Origin of the sequence: uncultured Sulfitobacter sp., assembly GCF_947500075.1 — a bacterium.
Classification (GTDB): domain Bacteria; phylum Pseudomonadota; class Alphaproteobacteria; order Rhodobacterales; family Rhodobacteraceae; genus Sulfitobacter.
The window spans coordinates 23,564-49,391 of record NZ_CANMQS010000004.1; the positions used below are offsets into that span (position 1 = coordinate 23,564).

Below are 25,828 nucleotides of genomic sequence, written 5' to 3' on the forward strand. Positions count from 1 at the left end.
CTGCTGACGCTGGTCGCCACGGCTGATAGATCAAGCTCATGCCCTGGCATCCATTTTTTTGAGACTGTCCAAGCGCGGTGCGATGACCCGCCTTCTGCCTGCGGCGTTGGAGATTACAACAGCCAAAGGATAATTCCTGCCGCAATCGCACCAACCGTCAAAGCGGCAGAAATGATAATCATGCCGTGATGTGATTGCGCGTTGGTGTCATGGTCGTCGATACGGCGTTGCGCTTCATTGCAGCGTTTGGCAGCAGATATGAAGATTATCACCGCCGCAATAATAAATAGTTCTGCCACTGCCTTGGCGGCCAGAGGGTGCGCGGTCGACCCGAACACTGCCTTCAAGCCCAAGGCGACACCCACACAGCCCATTCCGGTACGCATCCATGACGCAAACGTGCGCTCATTGGCAAGGATGGTTCGGTCTTCGGCCCAATCAGTGCGTTGCGCTGCCGACCCGTTGGCTGAGGATTGATCCGATTTTGCCACTTATAAACCTACGAAACGAAAAGGGCGCATGCAGCAACATGCGCCCCTTATCTGTCAATTATACTGTGCTTGCTGCGGCGCGTGGCCCGGCTACAAGCCAAATGACGAAGCCGATCACTGGCAGCACCAGAACCAGCAAAGTCCAAAGCACTTTGCTGCCTGTGGATGCACCAGATCCGAAGATCGAAATGATTGCCCAAATGTTCAGGGCCAAAACGATCAGTCCACCGATACCTGCATATTCCATTGTCTGTGTCCTCCAGTTGAAAAGTTCACTGACCCAACACGGGAACCATAAATTCGTTCCCAATTAGTTTGGAGGTTGTTAAGGGAGCTCTCTGCGGACCTGGCCAAACGCAAGCAGCGCGAAGATAGCCGTTCCACCGAGAATGTTGCCTGCTAACACCGGTAGGAAGAACCCGAACATAGCATCTCCGACAGGCAATAGACCCTGCACCATGAGATATGCCATCTCCACGCTGCCCGCGACGATGTGGGTAAAATCCCCCGCAGCGATGAGCCAGGTAAAGGTCAGGATAACAAAAAAGCCGAATCCTTCTGATTCAGGGAGCATCCAGACAATCGCAGCCACCAGGATGCCGGCCGGGATCGCACGCTGAAAGCCTTCGAACGGTGCAAAGCCCGTGGCATGTTGCGAGAGCTCCGTGATTGCAGGGCGTAGAACCTCTGGAATGAAGCTCCCGTAGGCAAACGCGCTCCCCACGATAAATGCGCCGATCACATTCGCAAACAACACGATCGCCCAGAGCGTTGCCAGTCTGAGAAACATCGACTTTACCGGATTGTTCATCACAGGCAGCACAGTTGTAATGGTATTTTCGGTAAAGAGCTGCATCCGGCCTAGGATAACCACGAGAAATCCAAGGCTGTAACCTAGGTTTTCCAGCAAATATGCCCAATCGGTTTCCGGCAGATATGTCCGGAAAATCGCTTCGCCAAGAACAGAGAGGGAGATCATCAACCCGGCCGCAACCCCGGACCAAAAGAGCGAGGCGTTTGGTCGCTCCAATTCCTCTTCTCCTTCTCTTCGGATGATCTCGAAGATGTGCTTGGATGCCAAGTTTTCGGATTGTACAACGATATCCTCATCGGTCGTTTTAGCTTGGCTGTCATTGGTCATGGGGATCATCCTGAAAAAAGTGTCGACAGTGAACGCCTTTGGAACTGACTTGGTTCCCTGTGCGTTACGGTTAAATGTGCGTTTGGTGGCAACTAGTGGCCCCGAGGGAATTTTTGAAAGGACGACCGGATGGGCAAGCGTGCATATCTATTCAAGCTTCTTCAGGATATCCGGGCGAGTTATTGGTTCCTTCCTATGGTCCTAGTTTGCTTGGGTTTGATCCTTGCGACATTCATGGGTTGGGTAGATCGTCACGCGACGACTTTGCCTTTCAGTCTTCCGCCTAGTTTGCTGGACACCCAGGCTGATGGTGCACGTTCGACCCTGGCTGTCATAGCACAGTCCATCATTGGCGTTACGGGGGTGATGTTCTCCATGACCTTGGTCGCTGTGTCCTTTGCGTCAGGCAACTTCGGACCCCGTCTGATCGGAAATTTCATGCGTGATCGGGGCAACCAACTGAGCCTTGGCATCTTGATTGCTACCTTCGTATACGCCCTTGCGGTGCTGCGCACCGTCCAAGACGGCAATGATGGGGATGTCGTGCAATATGTCCCGCATTTTTCATTGTTGGTAGCGCTACTGCTCACGCTTGTCTGTATCTTCACCCTCATCTACTTCGTTCATCACGTCCCTGAGACGATCAATGTGTCGCGCATATCAGCAGGCATTGGCACGTCGCTTGAATTGCAGGTCCGGCAACTCATTGACGCACATGAGGATGCGCAATCTGCACCCGAGATGCCCGAGCGCGACCCAAACGAGTTCATTTCCTCGAAGATTTCAGGCTACATTCAGACGGTCAACTTTGGTCAGCTGAATAGCCTCGCGGAAAACAACGAGTGGTACATTGAAATGGTGTCGTCGATCGGTGCATTCGTGACCTGCGAAACACCAGTCTTTAAAATCTGGTCTCAAGATCCGATCAGCTCAGAAGCTCGTTCGCAGCTTCATGGATGCTTTGCGGTCGGCGCAAGCCGAACTGAAAATCAGAACCCGACATTTCTGGCAGAGCAATTGGTGGAAATGGTAGCACGCGCTCTGTCGCCAGGAGTGAATGATCCCTACACAGCGATTGATTGCCTGAACCGGCTCAGTGCTGCGCTGATGGTAGCAGGCACTTACAAACAAGGCTTGAAAAACCCAGCATATGAACGGATCGCTTTTTCTTACTTAACGTTTGACCGGCTTTTCGCAGCAACCTTCCCCTTGTGCCGCCAATACATAAAACCAGACGCGATCACGCTGGAGCACGTATTGTCTTTGCTGCGCGCTCTAGTGGTGCACGTTCGAGAAGAAAACAGGCCACGCATTCAAGATGAGATCGACATTCTGACATCCGCGAGCTGACCCCACGAAGAGATCTACCACGCGCAACACGACCCACTTTGCTTCGTAAAGGTCGCAGTTTGATGATCCGTTTCCCCAAGTTGGAACCATTTGCGCGTTGGTCAGTTAGTAGTCCGACAATTCGCAACGGATGGTCGGTTAAGCTTGGACTAGAGCGATCCTCATTCCAGACCGACCAAGCTGTATACGCGAGACATACGTAGAATAAAGGTCCCAACATGGACGCACTTACTGATTGGTTTCAGCAAATTTTCACTACGGAAATTTACGATGGAAAGTCCTTCGCTGACTATCTTACCCTCGACGCTATGGTTGCAGTCGTTGGGAGTACAGTGGCAGCGACACTGATCATCTTTGTCGGTTTCACCATCGCAGGGTTCGCCAGCCGCAGGATTCAACGGATCGGTCAAGATCACGCTAGCCTCGACAAGACACTCTTCAGTTTCTTGGGAAATATCGCGCGGTACGTAATCTTGGCGTTCACGGCATTGTTTGTCCTGAACACCTTTGGTGTGCAAACAACATCTGTCATTGCCGTAATCGGTGCCGCCGGTTTGGCCATCGGTCTTGCGCTACAAGGAACACTCTCCAACGTCGCTGCGGGCATCATGCTTGTGCTGTTTCGCCCCCTCAAACTCGGTGATTTCGTCGAAGTTGATGGAACAACGGGCACGGTCAAGTCCATCACCCTGAACTATACCGAGATCGCCGACCTCTCGAACGTGAAGGTCACCGTTCCCAACTCAGAAGTTTGGGGCAATAAGATCAGAAACTACTCGGAGTACCCAACACGTCGTGCCGAATGGACTTTCGGGGTGGGTTATGGCGCCAACCTTGCCGATGCCGAACGCGTGATCCGCGATACTATCATGGCAGATAGCCGATCCCACCAAGAGCCCGAACCGTTTTTTCAGGTGAATAACCTCAACAGCAGTAGCGTGGATTTTCTTGTCCGTGTCTGGTGCGACAGCGAAGTATATTTTCAGTATCAGGCGGACATGAAGCGTTTGGTAAAGGAAGCGCTGGATGCGGCGGCGATCGACATTCCATTTCCCACACGCACGCTCGTCCCTGAGAAGCCGTTTCTACAGCCTGTGCAGGATGACGAAGAGACGGACAGTCGGCATGCAGCCGAGTAACTCAATCCATTATGTAGCCATCAAGAAAAGGAGAGAACCATGGAACGGCACAAACTGAACGTAAAATACCCCGACCTCGAGGGTTCGGAGCAACACCACGATCTCAAAGATAACCCAGGCGAGCATGGCGATTCCGATCATGCATCGAAGGACGGCGATTGGGAAAAGTTAACTGATGAAGAAGCGGCGAAACTGAAGTCCAAGCTTTCCGCTCAGAAATGACCTGAGATCGGTGACTTTCAGAGGGGCAGGCAGGGGTGGATCTTCTGCCCGCCCAGATGCAGCAATAAACACTATAACGCAGCCACAGTCGGCATAATTCGCTGTGCGCCGTAACAGCGTGCAGGAAATGTGTCTCGTTCTGTCAAGTCGGGCGTAATTCTCTTGTTAAGGTACAACTCATTGAGGCCGTGCAATCCTGCCCAAAATGAGTGACTGAAGCGCTTGCGCTATTGTTCTAGCTGAAGACGATGGCGGCTTTGGTATGCCGAGCCTAACTGAACGGTTCTGCAAAACCGCTTGTGGATAATCGGTGAATTCCTCAACGTCCCATGATTTCTAACCTGATGCAAAAACAGTTAACTCTCGATCGTACGCTTTGTGATCTCGACTAGTCGAGGTTACTCACTGCAGAGCAGGGATTGTTGTTTCAATAACTGAATGCATCGATTTGGAACGAATATGTGGGCTAGGTGTTCAGTCCTTGAACCATTAGGAAAGGAAGCCTGGCTATGTCCGCACCCGACACAAATATCTCGAAACAGAAGAAACGACATCTACCCGCCTTGATTGGGATCGCGGTCGTCGCAGTTTTCGCGGGCGCGGTATTTTTAGCCAATGTGTTTACTACGGTCGATGACGCAGGCGATTCCAGCGATGTCAGTGTACCCGCAGTTGACTGAGCCTTCCGGTGAAGGTCATTGTAAGTTGGCAATTTGGAGACACTTTCAGTCTGCTCTTCTGAGGGATCCTGCCATAAACGCAGGTTGGCTCTCTCGGGTCAGTGACATCGAGGTTAAGAAGCATCCGTCCTTATACTGGTCAGTGCATTCGTAGAAGCTCACCTGATGATGGGTGCTGGCCTCTCAAGCGCTGTCCGTTAAACATTCTGTGGTAGGCCGCCATGCCGAGCGTTGGGTGTACATGAGGTGTCGGCCCATACCGGTCACTCAACCATGTATTGGATTGCTGCAGTCGCAGCCCGCTTTCCGGACATTCGCTGCAAGCCGGCAGTGAAAGGTGTCCCTTAGTTCAATAGTTGAGGCACCTGCGCGGCATTGCTCCATTGCCGGGGCGACTGGCCGTACATCCGTTTGAACTCACGGCTGAATTGAGAGGAGCTTTGATAACCCACGTCCCAGGCTGCTTCCGACACGGTCTTCCCTTCGGCGATCTTCATCGCGGCGTGGTTCAGCCGCATGGATTTCACGAACTGTATCGGGGACATGGTCGTCGCTTCCTTAAAGCGCCGATGGAAGACCGCCCGACTCATACCGACGTGGTCGGCCATGTCGTCGATGGTGACCTGTTCGTTCAGGTGGTTCGAGAGATAATCGATGGTGCGCGCGATTTCGTTGCCAACGCCAAAAGCCCGTCTTGCCGCGGCCCCGGCCTCACCCCTGAGCACTGCATAATATAATTCGCGCAGTCGCCCCTGTCCGAGCACCTCCAGATCAACTGGATTATCGAGCAACTCAAGGAGCCGTAACAAAGCCTGCGTGAAGCCCGTATCCCAAGCCGCCAATGCCAAAGCCGATGGCACGCCATCCCGCGATTGTCTGTTGCCACCGGCGGCGGTCTCAACCTCCATGGTCAGCTCGAGCATCTTCCGTGGCTCCAGCGCAATCACCACGCCAAGCAGAGGATCGTCCTTGGACGCCAAGGGCGTGCCTGCCTCCACCGGTAAAGTCATGGGGCACAGCAAGTATTTATCGCTGCCATAGACGTGGTGCTCACCGTCCAGAACAGCTTCCTTGGTGCCACTGAGAATAGCCACCACCGTGGGCTCGTACACAGCAGGCACGCAGGGCATGGCCTCGGTCACCCGGAATAGCTGGACGCCTTTCAACGCGGTGTCGACGAGGCCTGCCTCTGGCAGACGGCGCTCGATAAGGTTTTTGATCTGGTCTTTGCTCATGCACTCTAGCTGGCAGAGGACTTTCATCTTTGCAATGGGGTTGAGACGATTGGGCAAGTAATCGAGAGGATATCGCCTGTTTCTGCATCCTGCCGAGTTCTATCTGTGCTTTCAGACAATGAAACCGCAAACCGCCAGCCTGCGCTGGCAGGAGACAGAACATGGCAGATACGACATTCGGACCCAAAGGCTGGACATCCGAGCGCCTCGACGACCAGTCAGGTAGGACCTACATCATCACTGGCGCCAATGCTGGGGCGGGCTTTCAAGCCGCGCGTATCTTGCTGAAGAAGAACGCCAGGGTGGTGATGTTGAACCGCTCGGCCGAGAAATCCGAGGCGGCAATCGCGGACCTGAGACAGGAATTCGGCTCGAAAGCCGACGTAAGCTTCATCCGCATGGACCTGTCCGTTTTGGACAGCGTGCGCAAGGCTGCCGAAGAAGTCTTGAAAACGGTGCCTCGGATCGACGCGCTGATCAACAACGCGGCCATCGCTCAGGTACCAACGCGCAAGCTGACTGTCGATGGGTTCGAAAGCCAGCTTGGCACCAACCACTACGGGCATTTTCTGCTCAATGGTCTGCTCTTTGATCGTATTGCGGAAAGCAAGGGTCGGATCGTCGTGGTCGCGAGCCTCGGCTACAACATGGGTCTCAAGACCATCAAGTTCGACGATATGAATTGGGATGATGGCTACGGCGCGAACACTGCCTATTCGCAAAGCAAGCTGGCGCAGATGATGTTTGCCTATGAATTGCAGGACCGGCTGGCTGCAGCAGGGCGCAAAGATGTCGAGGTTTACGTTTGTCATCCGGGCTCGTCGGCTACATCGCTGATCTCCACCAGCGGCAGCCGCACGATGCGTTTCATCTGGTGGCTGATGACCAAGACGCCGATGGTCCAGACTGCGGAACAAGGCTCATACCCCGAGGTCATGTGTGCAACCGAAGAGGCTCTGACTGAGCAACGCGCCCTCTACGGTCCGACGGGCCGCATGGAAGCGGTCGGCCCGGTCGGCAAGGGTACACTGAACGCCCACGCCCATGACAAAGCTGTCATGACAAGGCTTTGGAATGAGTCTGAAAAAGCTGTCGGATTCGAGTGGAAACTCTGATCCCATTGCCACGGTCACCGGCACCGGCAAGGCAAATGCACACCGGTTGAGCCTAGAGGATGCGGCAATGAAATTGCAGCGAGCAGTAAGGGTCGCTCTTCGAAGCGGCCCAAAGCAGCCTTCCGAAGCAGGCCAATGCGCCGCAGTGCAGAATCCTCGAAGCGGACGTTGCTTCGCAGCTTTTTCATCTGGGTGGATCAGGCGCTACTCGCCAGCTGAGCGATTGACCCACCAGTCATGCATCGACGTAAACACTGGCTCCAACGCCATCCCATCTGCGCTCGCCGAGTATTCGACACGAGGCGGTACCTCGGCATAGACCTTGCGCGTGACCAGTCCGTCGGCCTCCAAAGCCCGAAGCTGGTTGGTCAACATTGTCTGGGTAATCCCATCGATAGACTTGCGCAGCTCACCAAATCTCTTGGTGCCCTGAAAGATCAGGATCTGCAGAATCAAAAGCTTCCATTTACCGCCAATCATCCCGATCACCCGGGGCGCCGGGCATGGAGATTCATCCGCAATAAGCGTTTCAACTGGGGCGGCGGTAAGGGTCTCGGACATCTAGTTTCTCCCAATAGTATGATTTTTGATAGTATATCAAAAAATACTGCCTACTTTTCGGATCGTACTGCCCCGGGTAAGCCTCTGTAAACAGAGAACGATGGAGGGCTTTCAACATGACCTTGGAATTTTGGACAGTAAGTGGCGCGCCCAGCCCGTGGCGCGCAGAACTTGGAATGGCTTTCAAGGGGCTGGATTATGACGTCCACATGCTCTCTGCCCAGCAGGAGGAGCATAAGTCGGATGCCTACCTCGTCATTAACGGCAGGGGCACGGTCCCGACCTTGAAGGAGGGTGACGTGACCCTTGGCCAATCCATCGCGATCTTGGCATGGCTCGACAGGGAATATCCCGCGCCGCCCTTGTTCGGAAAGACCGCACTGGAGGCAGGCATGATTTGGCAGCGCACAATGGAGATTTTCGACTATCTGCCGCGCGCAACCAGCGGTGTCCTGTCCCCAATCTTCTTCGAAGCCGCAGACAAGGCAACGGATGATCTAATTGCGGCCAGTAATACTTTGCGGTCCGAACTTGCCCGTCTGGCCAAAATCCTGATCGATGACTCTTTCCTATCAGGTGCCCGTCCGGGCGCAGCAGACGCCGTCGCTTTTCCCCATGTCCGTCTCATCCAACGGGCAATGGAGACGAAACCGCAGATCATGCAAGACCTAGGCTTGTCCGATCTGGCCGTGTTTTCTCCCGAGATCGCCGACTGGGTGCGACGGGTCGAGGCCCTGCCTAATGTCGCGCAAACCTTCCCGCCCCACTGGGTTGAAGCCACTTGAGGACCTCCAAGATGACCACGCAAAGCTACAAGAAATCCATCGAAGTCGCTGCAAGTCCCGCCACCGCCTTCGAGGCGGTGACCCGAGGGGTCGAGCATTGGTGGACACGTCCAGACCAACCTTTGGTCCGTTTGGGCGATCGCGCGAAGTTCACATTTCCTCCGGGCGTGTCTTACTGGACATTCGAGCTGACCGGAATGGATGAGCCATCGCAGGTCGAGTGGACCTGCGTCGACGCCCTGCATATTCACGAAGGTCAGCCAAAAGAGATCGAGGCGGAGTGGCTCGACACCAAGGTCTTGTGGGACATCCGCGGGCACGTCGACGGCACACAGATCGAGTTACAACATGCAGGCCTTACTCCACAACTGCTCTGCTACGACATTTGCGAGGCAGGTTGGGACCTGTTCTTTCTCGGCAGCCTTAAGCGTTATCTGGATACCGGAATAGGCTCTCCACACAGAGGATGAATGCGGAGTTTGACATGCCAGGCTAACCGATGTCGGCCCACACCGGACCTTCACCCCTGCCATTAACGCCGCGGTGCTGCATCCCCACCCCGGACCTTCATATTTAGCGCAGCATTATCGGGTCGTTAGCTTGCAAGATCAGACCCCATTTAGCTCTAGCCGGCGCACTTTACCGCCTAAAACAAGTGAGCGGGCGTCCATCGAAACAGGCTTTTTCCTATTCAGTGATTGATTTCGAAAGCCACTGCATGAACAGCTTTGCCGCTGGCCGAACCGGACCGGGCAGCGTGACAAGGTAATAGCCGATCTGCGGTATTGGATCATCAAACAGCGCCACGAGTTGTCCGGACTTCAACTCGTCAGAGATAAAGGCCGGTACCGTCGCCCCGATACCGTCACCTCGGCGGATGCCATCCAGCAGCATGTTACCCGGCATGCGGACAACTCTCCGGTCAGCGTCGGGCGGAATTCCAACCTTTTCCAACCACAGATCAAACTCGACTGACGCTTGTTCCTGAAGAAGAGTGAAATCAAGCAATTCTGCAGGATTCGAGAGCACCCGGTTTCCGATTAGTTCGCGGGACGCGACGACCGTCAGACAACCTGGTAGCAGCATCTGCGAAACAAGCCCTGGCCAGCGACTTGTTCCGTATCGGATGGCCATATCAATTCCTCCCGGCTTGAGGTCGACAGCCTGAATCGTTGAATCGATCCTCAATTCGATATTGGGGAATTCGTCAATAAACGTCGACAGACGTGGCATGAGGAACGCACTTGAAAACATAGGAGTCGCGCTGACCACCAACGGCCGAACCGACTCTGCACTCGACACGCTCTCGGTCACGGAAGCCATTTCAGCGAAGGCTTCAAGCAGGCCAGCCGACAGGAATTCGCCTTGCGATGTCAGAGAAATGCCGTGCTGCGTACGAGTGATAAGCCGGGTGCCGAGATGTAGTTCGAGCCCGCGGATTTGCTGGCTGACAGCGGAATGGGTCACGTTCAGCGCCTCTGCCGCCCGGGTCAGATTTCGCAACTCGGCAGCGGCAGCGAAGGCTCTGAGAGATGTCAACGAGGGAAGCGTGCGCCAATCCATAAGTTAGATCATCTAACAATATAGAAAAATTTACAACTATGCGATCCCTCGATGCCGGCGCATGCTGGCGCAGGAATCCATTGGCGGACACAGGAGGCAAACACTATGGAACTTGCAGTATTGGGACTGGGCAATATGGGTTCAGCGCTGGCGCATTGCCTGCTCAAGGCAGGCCATGATGTCAGCGTTTGGAACCGCACAAAAAAAAAGGCAGAGGTTCTTGCTGAGGCTGGAGCCACAATCTGCTCTTCACCGGATGATGCCATTGCGGCGTCTGATTTTGTCATCATCTGTATCAAGAGCCATAAGGAAACTGTTGAACTGGTCAACGGGCTGAGTGTTTCGCTAGAGGGTAAGACCATCTGCGACATGAGCACCGGCGATACCTGGGATGCCGATAAACTGGTCACCATCCTTGAGAAACAGGGAACTGGCTACATGCTGGGCATGATCAATGCCTACCCTTCCGGCATTGGCGGTGACGAAACCACAATCCTGACGGTGGGCAGTGCCGGAACCTGGGACCGTTATGGTAGCATCATTAGAGAACTGGGTGGAAAGTCCGCCCATGTTGGAGAGAAACCAGCGGCACTTGCCGCGCTCTTTGCCGGCCTCTTCACGGTTCGGCAGGGGTTTATGTTTGGAATGATCTACGGTGCACTTGTTTGCCAGAAAGCGGGCATCCCGATGCAGATTTATGCCGACCAACTCCCTGCCACGATCAAATTGGTTAATGACTACCATGATCTCTTTGCCAGAACTGTTCCGACCCAGGATTACGACGGTGCGGAAGCCTCTCTGAAAGTTTACGCGATGGCGCAAGAGGATGCGTTGAAGACCTATCTCTCACTTAATGCTCCCGCTGATTTCATCCGGTTGATGCATGACCGCACTAAGGCGGCCTGGGACGATGGCTACGGCGACAGACAGTTGACTTCATTGGTCCAGCATATGACCGATGCCTGATGCAAAAAGGCTCCGGCTCAAAGCCGACATCCGACGGTAAGTCAGTGTGCTGCGGCCGTAGCCCGCATTGCAGACATCCGCCGCTAACCCTAATTCGATATTTCTTGGATGCACGTTCCGGAATAATACGCTCATCATAGTTGGTTTGCTCGAAACATCATTTGTTCGACTGAATCGCACTAATTCGATTGCTGATCTGCCTAAGTGTTTGAAGCGTTGTGGCGAGGTCTTCCGACGAAACACTTTCTGTTGTTTCGTCAATGAGAGAGAGAGCGCTACTGATAAGCGCTCCCCGGATGTCATTCGACCGATCTGTCGTCTCAACAACAACCAGTCTGCGATCTTCCGGCGCAGCAACGCGTTCGACGAGACCCTTTGTAACAAGGCGGTCAATTAATCTGGTGACGGTTGTTCGATCCCGCAGGGTCTTCTCCGCGAGGTTGTTCATCGGTGTGGCGCCATCTTCCCAAAGGATCATGAGCATGGCCCATTCCTCGACAGAGATATCAAGGCCGCTTTCCTTGATCCGCTTCTGCATTTCAGCGCGAATTTGAAAGGCCACACGATTTACCCAGTGATGCAGTTTGGTTTCGTATTCGAAGGTCATCGGCGTTCTTGACTTTTATGTGTAGTATACACATAGTGTTTAATACACCTTAACAATAGGACGTTCCCCATGACCCATCAAGGGCAAACGGAATCGCTTGAGGGGCTGACTATCGTCGGTGACAGAGGACGATTCCCGAAAGTGACCTTAGTTGAGCCGACGAAATCTGGTTACCTTTTACTTGCTGCAGAAGTCGACCACAGACCACCCTTCATGTTTGGTTTGGAAAGCTCAAAAAAGCGCAAAGCGAAATCCATCCTCAAGGCCGCAGCAAGTGAGTCCCGGAATGCACCCGGCCTGATAGATGCAAATGTATTTAGAGCACTTCTGTTGCCACCCGGTCGCAAGCCCATTCGCAAGACGTGGCAAGCCATGGCCCCGGCAAGATTTGACCTGGTGTTCCTACTCGAGTTTGACACCCCAGCTAGCGCGGCGGCTTTTGAAGCCTCTCAAACTTGGCAGGATCTCGAAACTACGATTGAGCAGATAGCGCGTCGAACGCTTTCGATCGAAGCAACCAATGCCCGACGGATTGGGTCAGTTGATCACAGCAAGGATGGTATCTTTCTTTTCAACTTCTTCGTTGCGGATGAATTGGAGCGGAACCTCAGCATTTGGGAATACACAGCAGGTTGGTTCGAGGATCAGACAGGGCTTAACAACTCTACACTTCTGATCCCTGCGCCAGTTCAAACAGATCACACTGTTATCAATCACTGCAGATGGGACAGTCTTTCCGACATCCTGCCATCGTTGCTGTTCAAGCGCAGCTTTCACACATTCGTGCTCGCCAATTTTTCAGCAAATGCAACGACGGCGATGCCTATCCTATATTCACGCGCATGAGCAATCGCACACGGCCCATTGCGGACCTTCGCCTGGTTAGTCCGCGCCACGGTTCAGCTTCACCGAACCGGACTTTCGCTGCGACAGCAAAATCTGGCGGCATTCGAACTGACAGTCTGCGGGACATTTCTGCCGTTCAACTATCAAATCTAAAGGTCCGATGTTGAGGAATCCATATCCTGTTCTCAGGACGTCCCTAGGTTGCCAAGATCACCAAAGCTGCGTTCAATTTCCACAGTGGGAGGAGCGCGCAGTGTTTGCAGGATGACACAGCTTCGCTCCGCCGCATCGATCAGCGCGTTTAGGTGCGGCGTTGACATGTCACACCCTGTTTTCAGTTCAACCTTCATGTGCGCAGTTTGAAACCCGACGGGCACATTGTCGCCTGTCATCAACGCTCCGCGAACGTCGGCTCCTAAGCTGACCTGCACTTCAAGGTGGCTCAGTTCAATACCCTTGAGATTGGCAATCATGCGAATGGCCGTATCAAGGCAGCTGGCCAAAGCTGCGGCCAGAATTTCGCCTGGACATGGAAAGTCACTTTCGCCACCTACAGCTTTGTGAACGGATATTGGAATGTCCACTGGGATGCCTTCGCCGCAGACCACATGCCCGTGGAGAGGATGGTTTGCGGGAGCTTGGGCATCAACGGTTTTTGCGTGATCGTACACCCATGCTGCGTCAGGCGTGCCATGATAACGCTTTCGCAAGGGGAGTTGCCGGTCGAGAATGCTGGGCGGTTTTGTATCTGTGAAAGACTGAATATGGTGCAGATGTTTGGGGTCCAGTGTCATTTTGCCGCCCCCCGCCCAATACTGGGAATAAATGCGGGAACTTCGTTTTGATACGTGATGTAGTCATCACCGATCTGGGCAATCAGGTCCTTTTCTTCGAGCCGTAGCACAGCGATGACGATGTATCCTGTGGTCACCAACGCAAACAAAAGATGCCCAGCGGTCATGGTCGGCGCGGCCCAAAAGGCGATCATAAATCCGGTCATGATTGGATGGCGCACCAGTCGATAAAGCCCGACTTTCAAAAATCCCAGTTGGATTGTTCGGCGCCTTTTAAGATTTGCGTAAATTTGTTTCAGGCCAAACAGATCAAAGTGATCAATCATGAAGGTTGAGGCCAAAACAACCAGCCAGCCGGTCCAAAACAGAACGATCAATGCTGTGCCGAGGACCGTGTTGCTGACGTCCCATAAAACCATCGGAAGCGGTTGCCAGAACACGAAAATCAGGATCAGGGCAACGCATGTCATAAGAATATACGTGCTGCGTTCGGCAGCTTGGGGAATAACTTTGGTCCAGACACGTTTGAATGCTGGACGCGCCATGATGCTGTGCTGAAGAGCAAAGACGGACAGCAACACCAGATTGATAACCAGAGAAGCGACGATTGGTCCTTGCGCGCCGGAATCGATGGATTTTGGCACCAGCACATTCCCGACAAACCCGATGGAATAGAGGAAAGTCACCAGAAAAGCGACGTAGACGGCGATGCCGTAGATAAATGTAATTGAGCGGCCCATGCCAAACCCCTTTCAACAGAAAATCACCCGAGAATCCGGATTTGGTCATATGGTGCGCGCGGCGTGCATCGGGGGATACTTCGCAATCCGTACTAAACCACTACGGAATCCGTAGTAGTCACGCGGCCCTTGGTTGCTGTAGGCATGGCTGATGGACAGCAACACAAAAAATATATCGGGCAGCTTATGTCCCGCGATGGCCTCTGCCGACATCCTGGGGGACAAATGGACGCTGTTACTACTGCGCGAAATGTTTCTGGGCACGACGCGCTTTGGCGGTTTTCAAAAAGCGATCCCGCGCATGTCTCCTTCGATCCTGAGCAAACGGCTCAAAACATTGGAAGCGGCAGAGATCATCATCCGCAAATCCGCGCCGACCAGCCAAGCTGCGGACTACAAGCTGACGCGTTCGGGGCGAGAACTTGGACCAATTGTCGAAAACATGGCCATCTGGGGAATGCGGTGGCGCAAACGCAGTATCGCGGCGCAGGATTGCGATGTTGGTGGGTTCATGTGGGATTTCCATCGCACACTGAGTACCGAAGGCTTGCCGGACGGGGAAACGGTGATCCTTGTGCAAATTTCCGACCGTACAGATCTTAATATGTGGTGGGTAATTGCAAACAGTGACTCCGTTGATCTGTGCCCCACAGACCCTGGTCATGATGTGGACGTGTACCTCACGGCCACGCTCGCAAATCTAGTAGCGCTTTGGTTGGGGGATATGGGCGTGCGCGAGGCTGTCGAAGCCAAGTCAGTCTTTTTGGACGGGCCAAGGCATCTGACAAATACGGCACCCGACTGGATGGCCCGGTCCCCTTTGGTTGGGGTGAAGCCTGCCTCGTCGGGTAGATGACCTTTGAAGGCAGGGCCCTCGTTTATCTTGTCGTTTAAAGGGGGATTTTGCACTCAGCCGCACTCGACCCCGATACTGGGGATGTTTTGATCAATCTTGGTGGGGTCTGCTCGGGCTGGGTGCGGAATCGTATCATTGGGCATTTTCGACACTCGCTGCACCACGCTTGAACTGGTAAGATGCGGACAAAGTGTGAGCTTCTGCGTTTGCGCAGGAGGCTGCTTTCTCGCGCTTTGCGGACCTTCACTTTGGACTGCACACAAGTTGCACACCTACAGTGGCTACGACATTGAATCAGACGGAAGGTCTGTCCACTCCTCCATCGGTTGCCTGGTGCTAAATCCGTAGGCATGTTTGTACTGGTCTGTAGGGGCGTCGGCAGCAATCGCTCGGTCTGAGGTCATTCCTTGGCATCTATGTGCCACGAACTGTTTCGGTGTCGCAAACGGAAGGCTAATGCGACAGCCATATCGCTAGCAATGAGACAGAAATGCCTTACGGAGCGCAAATGACTGTCATAAGCCAACCGTCAAACAGCACGGACGGGCATCGTTTTGGTGTCCTGTTTGTCTTTGCCGCTGGTGTGCTTTGGTCGACCGTCGGGCTTGGAATACGGCTGATCGAAGACGCGGTTGTGTGGCAGGTATTGCTTTACCGTTCGGTCAGCCTGTCACTTCTTCTATACGTGTTCATTCGCATTCGGTCCGCAGAAACCCCCTTTGCCCAGATCCGCCGCACCGGGTTTCCAGCGGTGATCGCGGGGCTGTCGCTGGTTGCTGCCTATTCCGGCGGGATATATGCGATCCAGTCGACATCCGTGGCAAACGCCATGCTTTTGTTTGCAACAGCACCCTTCATGGCGGCAGTTCTGGGGTGGATCGTTTTGCGCGAACCTGTACGCCCTGCCACCTGGGTGGCCATCGCCGTTGCCATTGCCGGTATCGCGATCATGGTCGCCGATAAATCTGGGGGCGTTGCCTTGACGGGCAGCCTTGCGGCTTTGGGGTCCGCCTTTGGGTTTGCGGTCTTCACTGTGGCGCTTCGGTGGGGAAAATCAGGTGAAATGCTGCCGTCGGTTTTTCTGTCCGGATTATTCGGCATTATCGTGACGTCCGGCATATGCCTGTTTTTGGAATTGTCTCTAGTGCTGTCAGTCCGGGATGGCGGCATAGCAATGGGCATGGGTGTGTTTCAGGTCGGCGCAGGGTTGATCCTGTATACTCTGGGGTCTCGCAGCCTTCCTGCTGCGGAACTTGCGCTGTTGTCACTGGCTGAAGTTCTGCTTGGCCCGTTATGGGTCTGGTTGTTTATCGGCGAAACGGCCACGCTGAACACATTGACTGGAGGCGCAGTTTTGCTTGCGGCCATCGCTGGAAACGCTCTGTCAGGCAAGCGACGCAAGCCGCCGCCGATCACCTCACCTTAGGGGATTGGGGACAACCTGTTCCTGATGGAGCTGCCGTGGGTGGGTGCGTTGCATGTGTGATCCGGTCCAAGTGCACATGATGGGTGTTGCACTTGGGGTTCCGATATTTGTGTTGCTATTGCGCGACTTTGGCCCTACGGCTCATGGAGCACCAGTTTGGCGTGCGACAGTATTTTTTTCGGCCAATCCTGATCGCTCACCTTATCGTCCTGCATTGACCCAAGCATTTGCACCCGGGCGACGCTGGTCAGATGACGATCAATTGGCCGCATAGCTAACGACCATTTCTGTTCGAACCTACGATACCGTTGCCAAGATGCTGCCAAGCAGCACCTGAGGCGCTTCTGGTCCGCTCACCTTGGCAGGATCAGGTATTCCATATTTTTTCCATACCCGTCCAATTTTCGGACGGCACGACGACGGCCCCGAATTGGGCTGTGTTTTCGAACTCGATTTGTGCCCTCTCGACGTCTCTGCGCGGTTCGCGCTCAGGGGCACATCATGGGCGTACCGGCGCTGAAACCAAGGGGTTGCAGCGTCGTTGGAGCATGACCTGAATTTGGACAAACATCTGCTTTTCACCCCCGGCCCTGTGAATGTGGCCGAGACCCTGCGTACCGCGATTTGCAAACAGGATATCTGCCATCGGGAAACTGATTTTGATGCCCTGCTTGCAGGTATTGAGCACAAATTACTTTCACTTTTTCAGATAAGAAAAAGAGAACGCTACCGCGCGGTGGTGATCACCGGCTCCGGGACAGCGGCGAATGAGGCGATACTGTCCTCAGTTGTCGGAGATGGTGCCGTTCTGATCCTGTCGAACGGAGAGTTTGGCGGTCGACTGCACAAGACATCGGTGATCCACAACAAGAAGACCCATCTGATCGAAATGCCCTGGGGCATCGCCTTCGACATACCGCAGATCTCAACTTACCTCGCGACACACAAGATCGATGTGGTGGCCATGGTCCACCACGAGACGTGTTCCGGCATGCTCAACCCGCTGGCCCAGATCGGAGCCCTGGCAAAAGCCAGCGGTGCACTCTTTGTGGTGGATGGGGTCAGCTCGGTTGGCGCAGAGGTGATCGACATGGAGGCGTGTAACATCGCGTTTGTGTCCAGTTCCAGCTCCAAGGCCTTGGGTTCATATCCCGGCCTGTCTTTTGTCGTGGGTCGCAAGAAACAGTTCAAACGGCTCAAACACCATGCAGCCAAGACCACTTACCTGAACCTCGCGACGTTCTACGCATTCCTCAAGACCCACAGCCAGACGCCAAACACACCCGCCGTACCGTTGTTTTTTGCACTGGACCAAGCGCTAACGGATATTCTGAACGAGGGCGTCCTTAAGCGACATGCCCGCATCAAGGCACGGGCTGATCTGCTGCGCAACGGCATGCGCAGGCTCAACCTCGACTTTTTGGTTGATGAGGCGGACATGTGTTCGATTCTGACCACGGTCCACATTCCGGCATCAGTATCCGTGCAGGATCTGCGTGCGCGTCTACGTGAAAAGTCCATCATCATCTATGAAGGTAAGGGATGCTTTGCAGGCAAGGTTTTTCAGGTCGGTAATATCGGGGAGCTCTCGGATGACGACATCCGGTATTTCCTGTCCACCCTCAAGGACGTGTTGCTGACGCTTCAGGCAGATGCGGCAGACCTTGTAATTCCGGTCAGGCAAAAGCAAGAGCCCTCCGCCGTGTCGCCAGTGCCCGCAGATCTGCGGGTGGTGTCATGAACGATAAGCTGAAACGCCTCTGGGCGACCAAGACCCGCGATGACGAATGGTGGTCGTCTTTTGTCACGGCACCGCTGGCTATCGCTGCCAATTATGGCGCTGTCGACATCCCCTGGATTACACCGAACCGGATCACAGCGGCATCGTTCCTTGCGGCTATCGTGGCAACCTTTGCAATTCTGATCGGGGGAACTGCGTGTTTCATCGAAGCGGCCATCCTGATCCATATCAGCCATGTCCTGGATTGCATGGATGGCCAGTTGGCGCGCTACAGAAAGGTTTCGTCCCCTGTTGGCAGCTATTACGACCGTATCACGGATCAAGTGCAGGTCACGTTATGGTTCGGGGCGGCAGGCTTTGCTGCATTTGCGCAGACAAACAGCGTCATACCAGTTTTTCTGTCGCTATTCGGTATCGCGTTCTACGGGTTACGCGGATACGCCAAATACGTGGCGTTGGAGATCGAAACGGGACGCAACCCGGATTACCCTGCTCAGATCGCGCAAATGAAACAGGTACAGACCACCGCGGGTCCAGGATTCGGTCTGAAGGCAAATCTAGCGTGGTTCGGGCGTGAACAAAGCAAGGTGCTCGCCTTTGATGAAGGCGTCTTCATCTTCATGCTCTCTGCGGCGCTCATCTTTGACCAACTCACACCGATGCTTTGGGTGTTTGCGGCAAGCCAGGTGTTCTGGGGTCTCTACAAATCGTGGCTGCGCGGAAAACACATCGACGAAAATCTGAAGGTTCCAACGCAAAAATAGCCTGCTTCAATACGGCTCATTTAGGGTTCAAACAAAATGAAAAACGAAAAACACCGTGCACCGATTGCCGTCATTCTGGCCGCTGGCATTGGCTCTCGCCTCAGCCCGCTGACCGACAATTGCCCAAAAAGCCTTCTGTCGGTGGGCGGGTCTGTCATTCTGGAACGCATGATCCGGAATTGCCTGAGCTGCGGAATGTCGCAATTCGTTCTGGTTCTGGGTCACCGGGCTGATGAGATCAAGAATTTTGTAGACAAGACGTTTCGCGGCATCCGCGCCACCTATGTGATCAACGACCGATACCGCGAGACGAACACAGGCTACTCCCTGATGCTGGCCGCCAAAGCGATTGGCACAGCTGAGTTTGTGAAATTCGATGCGGACGTCGTGTTCGATGTCAAAATCCTGCGCCAGCTTTTGGACAGTGACCACGCAAACGTCTTGTGTATCGACCGCAACATCGCGCTTGAGGACGAAGAAGTTAAGGTTATCGCAAACGATCAGATGCAGGTTCTTGAGGTTGGCAAGTCCGTCGATCCGAAGCGGGCGTTGGGTGAATCTATCGGCGTTGAGAAGATCAGCGCCGGAACGGGTGCGCTGCTGTTCGCAGAGCTTTCGGAAATGATGGAGAGTCGCGAAAAACTTCAGGCGTATTACGAGGCGGCTTACGCGCAATTGGTCGACAAAGGTACGCAGTTCCATGCTCTTGATATCAGCGGCCTGGATTGGACTGAGATCGACACAGCCAAAGACTTTGCCGCTGCAAATGCGATGTTTGGCAGCCCTGTCACCACCATATCCCGTAGCCAGCAAAAGGTGCTGGACGAGGCTGCGGAAGACGCGGCCACACAGACGCACGTCTGATGCACTTACTGCCCTGCGCCGGAAATCTGGTGCGCGGTTTACAGCGCAGTGATGCCCTTGCCATCCCGGCACAGGATCGCTGCATTTGAAAGGACCTCTCATGGCCAAAGGCAACAAGAGCAAGCGTGGCAACAAAGAAGCCAAAAAACCCAAGCAAGAGAAACCAAAGGTTTCTGCGACGGCCAATTCGCAGGATGGAAAACCCGCGCTTGCAATTGGCGGTAAAAAGATAAAGTAGCCAGAACGTTTCGGATTTCGTCCGTCGGAGGTATTCAGCTTGGTTTAGTTGCGCACCTTGGCACGGGCGACATCCGAGACTTGTCCCAAAACGCCTATTATTTAGATTTGGAAAGCCCGATGAGCGAAAAAGAAGAGTCCGGCACAAAGGTTCACTATGTCTGCCAGACATACATCGCCAAGACGACTGCGCGGGGGCAGCAAGGCCCCCTGAAAATCGACAAACAGTTGCAGTATTCTACGCCGCGTGAAGCTGAAGAGCGGGCAGAACGGGAATTTCGCGCGGAAAATTGCGTCGGTGCCGATGCCTATATGGTGACAGAAGACAGCAGTAGTGGCGAAGTAGGAGACCCTACATTTTTAGTGAGACTTGGGTCTGTTCCGGAGCAGGAGTGACTGCAAAATCGCGCGTGCGTTGAAGAACACAGGTTGGCCCACAAGCATTTGCCTGCAGGCCAGTGGTTCGCGATTTACATCATGCCTTCCATACCCTCCATGTCGGGTATGCCGTGGCGGTTCGGCTTGGCGGGTTTGTCCGCCACCATCGCTTCAGTGGTGACCAGCAGGCCGGCAACTGATGCGGCATATTCCAGCGCGATCCGAACGACCTTTGTTGGATCAATGACACCGGCCTTCAACATATCGCCGTACTGATCCAGCTGCGCATCATAGCCGAACGTCTTGCTGGTGTTCTCAAGTATTTTTCCAGCCACGACCGAGCCATCAACTCCGGCGTTTTCTGCGATCTGGCGCAACGGTGCCTGAAGGGATTTGCGGATGATCTTGATACCCGCATCCTGATCCGCGTTGTCTCCTTTGAGCCCTTCCAGAACCTTGCCCGCATGGACAAGTGCGACGCCACCGCCTGGTACGACGCCTTCCTGGATGGCCGCACGCGTTGCATTCAAGGCGTCATCAACCCGATCCTTGCGCTCTTTCACTTCGATCTCGGTCGCACCACCAACTTTTATCACCGCAACACCGCCCGCCAGTTTGGCCAGCCGCTCCTGCAATTTTTCCTTGTCGTAGTCCGAGGTGGTCTCTTCGATTTGTGCACGGATTTGAGTGACACGCGAAGCGATAGCTTTTTTGTCGCCTGCGCCGTCGATCACAGTTGTAGTGTCCTTGGTGATTGTAATCTTCTTGGCGTCGCCAAGCATGTCCATCGTGACGTTTTCGAGCTTGATGCCCAGTTCCTCGGAAATCACTTGTCCGCCCGTCAGGACGGCAAGATCTTCCAGAATCGCTTTGCGGCGATCCCCAAACCCAGGTGCTTTGACACCGGCTACTTTGAGGCCACCCCGAAGTTTGTTCACCACAAGCGTCGCGAGTGCTTCGCCATCAATGTCTTCAGCGATAACCAAGAGCTGCTTATCTGCCTGCACGACAGCCTCAAGCAAAGGAACCATAGGAGCCAATGATGTCAACTTTTTCTCATGAAGCAGAACGACGCAATCTTCAAGGTTTGCGGTCATCTTGGTTGGGTCCGTAACGAAGTACGGGCTGAGGTAACCACGATCAAATTGCATGCCTTCGACCACTTCGGTCTCGGTCTCCAGCCCTTTGTTCTCTTCGACGGTGATGACGCCCTCGTTACCGACGCGTCCCATGGCGTCCGCGATCTGTTGGCCGATTGCAGCTTCGCCGTTTGCCGAGATGGTGCCGACTTTGGCGATCTCGGCCGTATCGCCCACTGGCCGCGACATTGCCTTGACCTCGGCAACAACGGCGGTAACCGCCTTGTCGATACCGCGTTTGAGGTCCATCGGGTTCATGCCAGCGGCAACTGACTTCATACCTTCTTTGACGATGGCCTGAGCGAGAACCGTGGCGGTTGTTGTGCCGTCGCCAGCCTCGTCATTGGTGCGGGACGCTACGTCTTTGACAAGCTGGGCGCCCATATTTTCGAACGCATCCGAGAGTTCGATTTCCTTGGCGACCGTAACACCGTCCTTGGTGATACGTGGCGCACCATAGGACTTGTCGATGACTACATTGCGGCCCTTGGGTCCAAGCGTAACCTTTACGGCGTTGGCGAGCGTATTGATGCCCTTGAACATGCGGTCACGGGAGTCCGTGCCGAATTTGACGTCTTTTGCAGACATGTCGGTATTCCTAAATGAAAAATGGGGGAGGGTTCAGCGTCGTTCAGGCCATTATGCCCAAGATGTCGCTCTCCTTCATGATCATCAGCTCTTCACTGTCGATCTTGATTTCAGTGCCCGACCATTTGCCGAACAGAATTTTGTCGCCAGCTTTGACGTCCATGGCGATACGCGCGCCAGCATCGTCCTTTGCACCTGCGCCAACAGATACCACTTCGCCTTCTTGTGGTTTTTCCTTGGCGGTATCGGGAATGATCAGACCGCCTGATGTCTTTTCGTCACTTTCAATGCGACGAACCAGAACGCGGTCGTGGAGCGGAGTAAACAACATAGGTATGCTGCCTTTCAAGATTTACGGGGGTGGATGGCGTGCTTAGAAACCCATTGGCACTCGCCACACCAGAGTGCCAATACGACTGAGATGGCTATCGTTGAGGTTGGCTACAATAGACTAGTCGTAAATTTTTTAGGGCCTAGCACAGAATTGGGCGCGCCCGACCATTGATCTCTGCAGCCGCTCCAGACCGCAGTCACCTCTTCAGCCGCCAGCAATCTCTACCCACTCAAAGAGCAGGGTACTGCTTTGGATTTAGGTCGTATTCCCCCGCTTTGGTCGAAAATGGATAAGCATGGCGTGCAAAATGACCTGCATTGTCGAGTACAATTCAGGACAAGGGACTTAGCAGGTGAACGTACGTTCTATTGACGATGGATTTACGCCTGCCGAATGCAGCGCAATCGTCAACGCCGTGGCATCAGCTCCAGCGAGAGAAGCTTTGCTTGTCGGCCAGAACCGGGATCATAATCTGCGCCGCGCTAAGCTCGTTTGGCTGGATGAGATAGACGGCATGGCGTGGGTCATGGAGCGACTTATCGACGTTGTGAGAACCTCAAACCGAAACTGGTTCGACTTTGATCTCAGAGAATTTGCCGAGAGCCCACAGGTTGCCAGCTACGATGCCACGGATGGCGGTCATTTTACATGGCATTCCGACATCGGTGATGGCCCAATCGCACAAAAACGAAAACTGACGTTGGTCGCGCAGCTTTCCAAGCCCGCAAGCTATGATGGCGGTGATCTGGAAGTTATGCCGGGCGCGCATATCATCGCCGCAAACCGGACGCAGGGCTCCATCACTATTTTCCCAAGTTTTCATCTGCATCAAGTGAAGCCTGTGTCACGAGGGACCCGACATTCTTTAACCGTCTGGGCGCACGGCCCTAAGTTTCGGTAGATAGAAGAACGTAGAGTTACGTTTCGCGTTCCAGTTTTTTCCGCGCCAGTTTGCGGGCACGGCGGATTGCTTCAGCTTTCTCTCGTGCCTTTTTCTCAGAGGGTTTCTCGAAATGTTGCTTAAGCTTCATTTCTTGAAATACGCCTTCGCGTTGCAGCTTTTTCTTCAAGACCCGAAGAGCTTGATCGACGTTGTTGTCGCGAACACTGACCTGCATTTGGCTTTCACCACCTTGGAAGACTTACCTGAATGAGAGTTCCCAGAACCCTCGCCTTGTCAAGGTAATTTTGGTGTCGTCCACATTCCAACATGAGCGTTTTGCCGCCCACTCTGCTCTTGAACCCGACATCTTAAGTCGAAGGGTGCGATCACTCTGGTACTGGCGATCAAATACGCGCGGGAGACCAAGCATAGGTCATCGTGCCGATACACCGGTACGGGGAAATGGGGTCAGTTGGTGACTGACCTCAGGTCTCGGGAAAAGGTACCTGCCGCTCTACTTGCAATGGTGGAACAGGCTTCAAACGATTTTCGCCCAGACGCGGATGCAGCCGCCCGGCAATTCCCCAGGCCAGCAGGCTTGCCGCTCCGGCGGCGGCAAAAATGCCGGATATCGGTGCCACCAAAAGGATCAGCCAGGCCACACCCGGTGTCAGGATGCCGGACACATCCCGATAGGATGAGTAGACTGCCGACATTTCGGTGCGTTCCGATGGTTTGACGGCCATCAGGAACGGCAATCCGGCACAAATATCCAAAAGGATCAGAAAGAAACTGCCGACAAAGAGAACGAATACTGTTGCAGACGGGGCTGCTGAAACCAAACTGGCGGTACAGAACAGACATGCGAAAGCCATGAAGCCGGTTTGAACCGAGCTGCGCACGGAGTTTTTCTGCATCCATCTCAGCATCACCGGCGACAAGAACAATCCAGCATTTGTGATCGACAAGAGCGTGCCGCCCAGCGTTTCTCCTAGACCATTCTCGACTGCGAATATGGGCAGATAGACAACATAGGCCCACCAACCGCAGGAGCGGATCACCGCAAAGAGCCAACCAGCGATCAGGCGGGGTTGGCGCAAGAAACGCCCTAGAAATGCCAGCGGATTGACAGGTGCACTCTGCGCCCGGGTGATCTGTTTGCCGTTCCCCAGCCGCAGAAAGATAAACGCTCCCAGCATGGCTGCCGCCGCCACGCCCGAAATCACGAACGGGGCGGGCTTCCACCATTCCCACAACAGCACGCCCAGCATGGGGCCAACGGTCCATCCAAGGGCCGAATAGAACATGCGCAGCGTTTCGCATTTCCCCAACTCGACCCGCGTGATGTAATCCAGCACATAGGCGTTGAAACACACAAAGGTTACGACCGTGGCAAGCGAATTCAGGACAAGCCCCAGAACGATCATCTCTGGAGAGCCCAAGGTTGCAAGGCCCGATCCAATGACGAACGCCATCGCCCCGATGCCATACATCCATCGCCTCGCTATCCAGCGATTGAGAAAGGGAACGAGAAGCCCAGTCAGCAATGAGATGATACCGATCACGAAGTAAATCGAACTGATCAGAACCGCGTCCTGGAGCGCGTCGTACATCGCAACCGGAAAGACGGAAATCAGGATGCCACGCGCAACTGCCTCAAATGCGGCAAGGGTCGCAAAACCCCGCACTGATGGTGCAGGTGCATGACGTAGCCATTCAGGGATTCGACGCTCAAACATCTCTAACGGGCCTAAAAGTATGGCTGGAAAAGTACGCAGTGCTCTTTGCGTGTCTGTTCGAAAGGCGACACCGATGTTGGTTCACGACCCATATTGAGTTTGACGGTCATCTCTTTGCGGTCTCAGCTATCGGAAATGAGCCAATGACTGAGCTGGGTAGAAGCAAACGAAGGCTACGAATGGCTTTCAGTGTTTGCTGAATCCCTCGATTTTCGAAATATGGTCCCAGACCGGAGCGCTGAGGCCATTGTTGCCCTCTACTGTCCGTCCTCAACACAGTCAGCTCAATCGGACCACTTCATTTGATGACGGACAATTGAGATGCCGCGATCCAAACGATTTCGCGATAGCAATATTCGACGAGCGCCAAGTATGGGCCTTGCACAGCGGTGAGAGCACCCTTCGCCTGCCAATAGCCCTCGCAAAACTCTCTTTGGTTTTGCCAAGGCTTTGGCTTCAGTTTAACAAGCGGACATTCCTGCAAAACGCAGCATTTGTCACTCCGGGCTCAAACCGGCCATCTGAGGTTTTTAATGGGTCTCGCTTCGCCTTGGAAAGCAACAATGGTCGGCTCGGCGGACAAAGCACCATTTCGCTGCACTTGCGCGAAGGTCGGCAATGCGTTCAGGCACCGGAACAAAAGA

At 54.1% G+C, this 25,828-nt stretch carries 30 protein-coding genes; 17 read left to right on the forward strand and 13 right to left on the reverse strand.

Going from position 1 to position 25,828, the window contains the following annotated elements; translation table 11 throughout:
- Window positions 1-113: 113 nt before the first annotated feature.
- The 3 genes from Q1A91_RS12960 to Q1A91_RS12970 all read right to left on the reverse strand — a co-directional run bounded on the left by Q1A91_RS12960 (window position 114) and on the right by Q1A91_RS12970 (window position 1,632).
- A complete protein-coding gene (locus Q1A91_RS12960; protein ID WP_299877886.1) occupies window positions 114-491 on the reverse strand; it encodes a DUF202 domain-containing protein in 378 nt (125 codons plus the stop codon).
- A 58-nt stretch (window positions 492-549) separates the two neighbouring features.
- A complete protein-coding gene (locus Q1A91_RS12965) occupies window positions 550-738 on the reverse strand; it encodes a PLDc N-terminal domain-containing protein (protein ID WP_299877888.1) in 189 nt (62 codons plus the stop codon).
- A gap of 78 nt (window positions 739-816) precedes the next feature.
- Complete coding sequence (locus Q1A91_RS12970; RefSeq protein ID WP_299877890.1) at window positions 817-1,632, reverse strand: formate/nitrite transporter family protein; 816 nt, start codon at window positions 1,630-1,632, stop codon at window positions 817-819.
- A gap of 129 nt (window positions 1,633-1,761) precedes the next feature.
- Between Q1A91_RS12970 and Q1A91_RS12975 the strand changes: the two genes are divergently transcribed.
- The 4 genes from Q1A91_RS12975 (at window position 1,762) to Q1A91_RS12990 (ending at window position 5,023) form a co-directional block, all read left to right on the forward strand.
- Window positions 1,762-2,982, forward strand: a complete 1,221-nt coding sequence (locus Q1A91_RS12975; RefSeq protein WP_299877892.1) for a DUF2254 domain-containing protein — start codon at window positions 1,762-1,764, stop codon at window positions 2,980-2,982.
- 218 nt (window positions 2,983-3,200) lie between these two features.
- On the forward strand, window positions 3,201-4,121 hold the full coding sequence (locus Q1A91_RS12980) for a mechanosensitive ion channel family protein (protein WP_299877895.1): 921 nt from the start codon (window positions 3,201-3,203) through the stop codon (window positions 4,119-4,121).
- A gap of 39 nt (window positions 4,122-4,160) precedes the next feature.
- Window positions 4,161-4,343 (forward strand): hypothetical protein, encoded by a 183-nt coding sequence (locus Q1A91_RS12985; protein WP_299877898.1) that lies wholly within the window; start codon window positions 4,161-4,163, stop codon window positions 4,341-4,343.
- Between the two features lie 509 nt (window positions 4,344-4,852).
- Complete coding sequence (locus tag Q1A91_RS12990) at window positions 4,853-5,023, forward strand: hypothetical protein (protein WP_299877901.1); 171 nt, start codon at window positions 4,853-4,855, stop codon at window positions 5,021-5,023.
- Window positions 5,024-5,367: 344 nt separating this feature from the next.
- On the opposite strand, the gene Q1A91_RS12995 is transcribed toward Q1A91_RS12990, so the two are convergent.
- Window positions 5,368-6,258, reverse strand: coding sequence for an AraC family transcriptional regulator (locus Q1A91_RS12995; RefSeq protein WP_299771822.1), 891 nt, complete (start codon window positions 6,256-6,258; stop codon window positions 5,368-5,370).
- Window positions 6,259-6,419: 161 nt separating this feature from the next.
- On the opposite strand from Q1A91_RS12995, the gene Q1A91_RS13000 reads away from it, so the two are divergent.
- The gene (locus Q1A91_RS13000; protein ID WP_299877904.1) at window positions 6,420-7,373 is read left to right on the forward strand and encodes an SDR family oxidoreductase; all 954 of its coding nucleotides are present in this window, start codon (window positions 6,420-6,422) and stop codon (window positions 7,371-7,373) included.
- Between the two features lie 204 nt (window positions 7,374-7,577).
- On the opposite strand, the gene Q1A91_RS13005 is transcribed toward Q1A91_RS13000, so the two are convergent.
- Window positions 7,578-7,934 (reverse strand): helix-turn-helix domain-containing protein, encoded by a 357-nt coding sequence (locus tag Q1A91_RS13005; RefSeq protein ID WP_299877907.1) that lies wholly within the window; start codon window positions 7,932-7,934, stop codon window positions 7,578-7,580.
- Window positions 7,935-8,050: 116 nt separating this feature from the next.
- Here Q1A91_RS13005 and Q1A91_RS13010 point away from each other — a divergent pair, with 116 nt between their 5' ends.
- Window positions 8,051-8,719, forward strand: a complete 669-nt coding sequence (locus tag Q1A91_RS13010; protein ID WP_299877910.1) for a glutathione S-transferase family protein — start codon at window positions 8,051-8,053, stop codon at window positions 8,717-8,719.
- 11 nt (window positions 8,720-8,730) lie between these two features.
- Window positions 8,731-9,189 carry an SRPBCC domain-containing protein gene (locus Q1A91_RS13015; protein ID WP_299877913.1) on the forward strand — a complete coding sequence of 153 codons (459 nt, stop codon included), beginning with the start codon at window positions 8,731-8,733 and terminating at the stop codon, window positions 9,187-9,189.
- A gap of 217 nt (window positions 9,190-9,406) precedes the next feature.
- Here the strand turns inward: Q1A91_RS13015 and Q1A91_RS13020 are convergent, their stop codons facing one another.
- Complete coding sequence (locus Q1A91_RS13020) at window positions 9,407-10,282, reverse strand: LysR family transcriptional regulator (protein ID WP_299877916.1); 876 nt, start codon at window positions 10,280-10,282, stop codon at window positions 9,407-9,409.
- Window positions 10,283-10,333: 51 nt separating this feature from the next.
- Here Q1A91_RS13020 and Q1A91_RS13025 point away from each other — a divergent pair, with 51 nt between their 5' ends.
- Window positions 10,334-11,248 (forward strand): NAD(P)-binding domain-containing protein, encoded by a 915-nt coding sequence (locus Q1A91_RS13025; protein WP_299877919.1) that lies wholly within the window; start codon window positions 10,334-10,336, stop codon window positions 11,246-11,248.
- Between the two features lie 157 nt (window positions 11,249-11,405).
- Here the strand turns inward: Q1A91_RS13025 and Q1A91_RS13030 are convergent, their stop codons facing one another.
- Window positions 11,406-11,855, reverse strand: coding sequence for a MarR family transcriptional regulator (locus Q1A91_RS13030; RefSeq protein ID WP_299877922.1), 450 nt, complete (start codon window positions 11,853-11,855; stop codon window positions 11,406-11,408).
- Window positions 11,856-11,924: 69 nt separating this feature from the next.
- On the opposite strand from Q1A91_RS13030, the gene Q1A91_RS13035 reads away from it, so the two are divergent.
- Window positions 11,925-12,701, forward strand: coding sequence for a hypothetical protein (locus tag Q1A91_RS13035; RefSeq protein ID WP_299877925.1), 777 nt, complete (start codon window positions 11,925-11,927; stop codon window positions 12,699-12,701).
- 185 nt (window positions 12,702-12,886) lie between these two features.
- Here the strand turns inward: Q1A91_RS13035 and Q1A91_RS13040 are convergent, their stop codons facing one another.
- Both Q1A91_RS13040 and mddA read right to left on the reverse strand, forming a co-directional pair.
- Window positions 12,887-13,495, reverse strand: a complete 609-nt coding sequence (locus tag Q1A91_RS13040; RefSeq protein WP_299877928.1) for an OsmC family protein — start codon at window positions 13,493-13,495, stop codon at window positions 12,887-12,889.
- A complete protein-coding gene (gene mddA, locus Q1A91_RS13045) occupies window positions 13,492-14,235 on the reverse strand; it encodes a methanethiol S-methyltransferase (protein ID WP_299877931.1) in 744 nt (247 codons plus the stop codon). Before mddA ends, Q1A91_RS13040 begins: the two co-directional genes overlap by 4 nt.
- Window positions 14,236-14,386: 151 nt before the next feature.
- On the opposite strand from mddA, the gene Q1A91_RS13050 reads away from it, so the two are divergent.
- From Q1A91_RS13050 to Q1A91_RS13080, 7 genes are all read left to right on the forward strand, one after another.
- On the forward strand, window positions 14,387-15,091 hold the full coding sequence (locus Q1A91_RS13050) for a helix-turn-helix domain-containing protein (RefSeq protein ID WP_299877934.1): 705 nt from the start codon (window positions 14,387-14,389) through the stop codon (window positions 15,089-15,091).
- A gap of 508 nt (window positions 15,092-15,599) precedes the next feature.
- Window positions 15,600-16,517 (forward strand): DMT family transporter, encoded by a 918-nt coding sequence (locus tag Q1A91_RS13055; RefSeq protein WP_299210595.1) that lies wholly within the window; start codon window positions 15,600-15,602, stop codon window positions 16,515-16,517.
- A 598-nt stretch (window positions 16,518-17,115) separates the two neighbouring features.
- A complete protein-coding gene (locus tag Q1A91_RS13060) occupies window positions 17,116-18,258 on the forward strand; it encodes an aminotransferase class V-fold PLP-dependent enzyme (protein WP_299877937.1) in 1,143 nt (380 codons plus the stop codon).
- Window positions 18,255-19,022, forward strand: a complete 768-nt coding sequence (locus Q1A91_RS13065) for a CDP-alcohol phosphatidyltransferase family protein (RefSeq protein WP_299210593.1) — start codon at window positions 18,255-18,257, stop codon at window positions 19,020-19,022. The genes Q1A91_RS13060 and Q1A91_RS13065 overlap by 4 nt, the downstream gene beginning before the upstream one ends.
- 36 nt (window positions 19,023-19,058) lie before the next feature.
- Entirely contained in the window at window positions 19,059-19,886 is an 828-nt protein-coding gene (locus Q1A91_RS13070; protein ID WP_299877940.1) for a phosphocholine cytidylyltransferase family protein, read from the forward strand.
- Window positions 19,887-19,986: 100 nt separating this feature from the next.
- Window positions 19,987-20,124: a hypothetical protein gene (locus Q1A91_RS13075; protein ID WP_299210589.1), complete on the forward strand. Its 138-nt coding sequence runs from the start codon at window positions 19,987-19,989 to the stop codon at window positions 20,122-20,124.
- A 119-nt stretch (window positions 20,125-20,243) separates the two neighbouring features.
- Window positions 20,244-20,519, forward strand: coding sequence for a hypothetical protein (locus Q1A91_RS13080; RefSeq protein WP_299877943.1), 276 nt, complete (start codon window positions 20,244-20,246; stop codon window positions 20,517-20,519).
- Window positions 20,520-20,593: 74 nt separating this feature from the next.
- Here Q1A91_RS13080 and groL read toward each other — a convergent pair whose 3' ends face one another.
- Together groL and groES are read right to left on the reverse strand one after the other, a co-directional pair.
- Window positions 20,594-22,228, reverse strand: a complete 1,635-nt coding sequence (gene groL / locus Q1A91_RS13085) for a chaperonin GroEL (protein ID WP_299877946.1) — start codon at window positions 22,226-22,228, stop codon at window positions 20,594-20,596.
- Window positions 22,229-22,271: 43 nt separating this feature from the next.
- A complete protein-coding gene (gene groES / locus Q1A91_RS13090; protein WP_299879438.1) occupies window positions 22,272-22,559 on the reverse strand; it encodes a co-chaperone GroES in 288 nt (95 codons plus the stop codon).
- A gap of 355 nt (window positions 22,560-22,914) precedes the next feature.
- Here groES and Q1A91_RS13095 point away from each other — a divergent pair, with 355 nt between their 5' ends.
- The gene (locus Q1A91_RS13095; RefSeq protein WP_299877949.1) at window positions 22,915-23,463 is read left to right on the forward strand and encodes a 2OG-Fe(II) oxygenase; all 549 of its coding nucleotides are present in this window, start codon (window positions 22,915-22,917) and stop codon (window positions 23,461-23,463) included.
- A gap of 16 nt (window positions 23,464-23,479) precedes the next feature.
- Here Q1A91_RS13095 and rpsU read toward each other — a convergent pair whose 3' ends face one another.
- Both rpsU and Q1A91_RS13105 read right to left on the reverse strand, forming a co-directional pair.
- Window positions 23,480-23,680, reverse strand: coding sequence for a 30S ribosomal protein S21 (gene rpsU, locus Q1A91_RS13100; RefSeq protein ID WP_299210581.1), 201 nt, complete (start codon window positions 23,678-23,680; stop codon window positions 23,480-23,482).
- A 250-nt stretch (window positions 23,681-23,930) separates the two neighbouring features.
- Window positions 23,931-25,184 carry an MFS transporter gene (locus Q1A91_RS13105; protein ID WP_299210579.1) on the reverse strand — a complete coding sequence of 418 codons (1,254 nt, stop codon included), beginning with the start codon at window positions 25,182-25,184 and terminating at the stop codon, window positions 23,931-23,933.
- Between the last annotated feature and the right edge of the window lie 644 nt (window positions 25,185-25,828).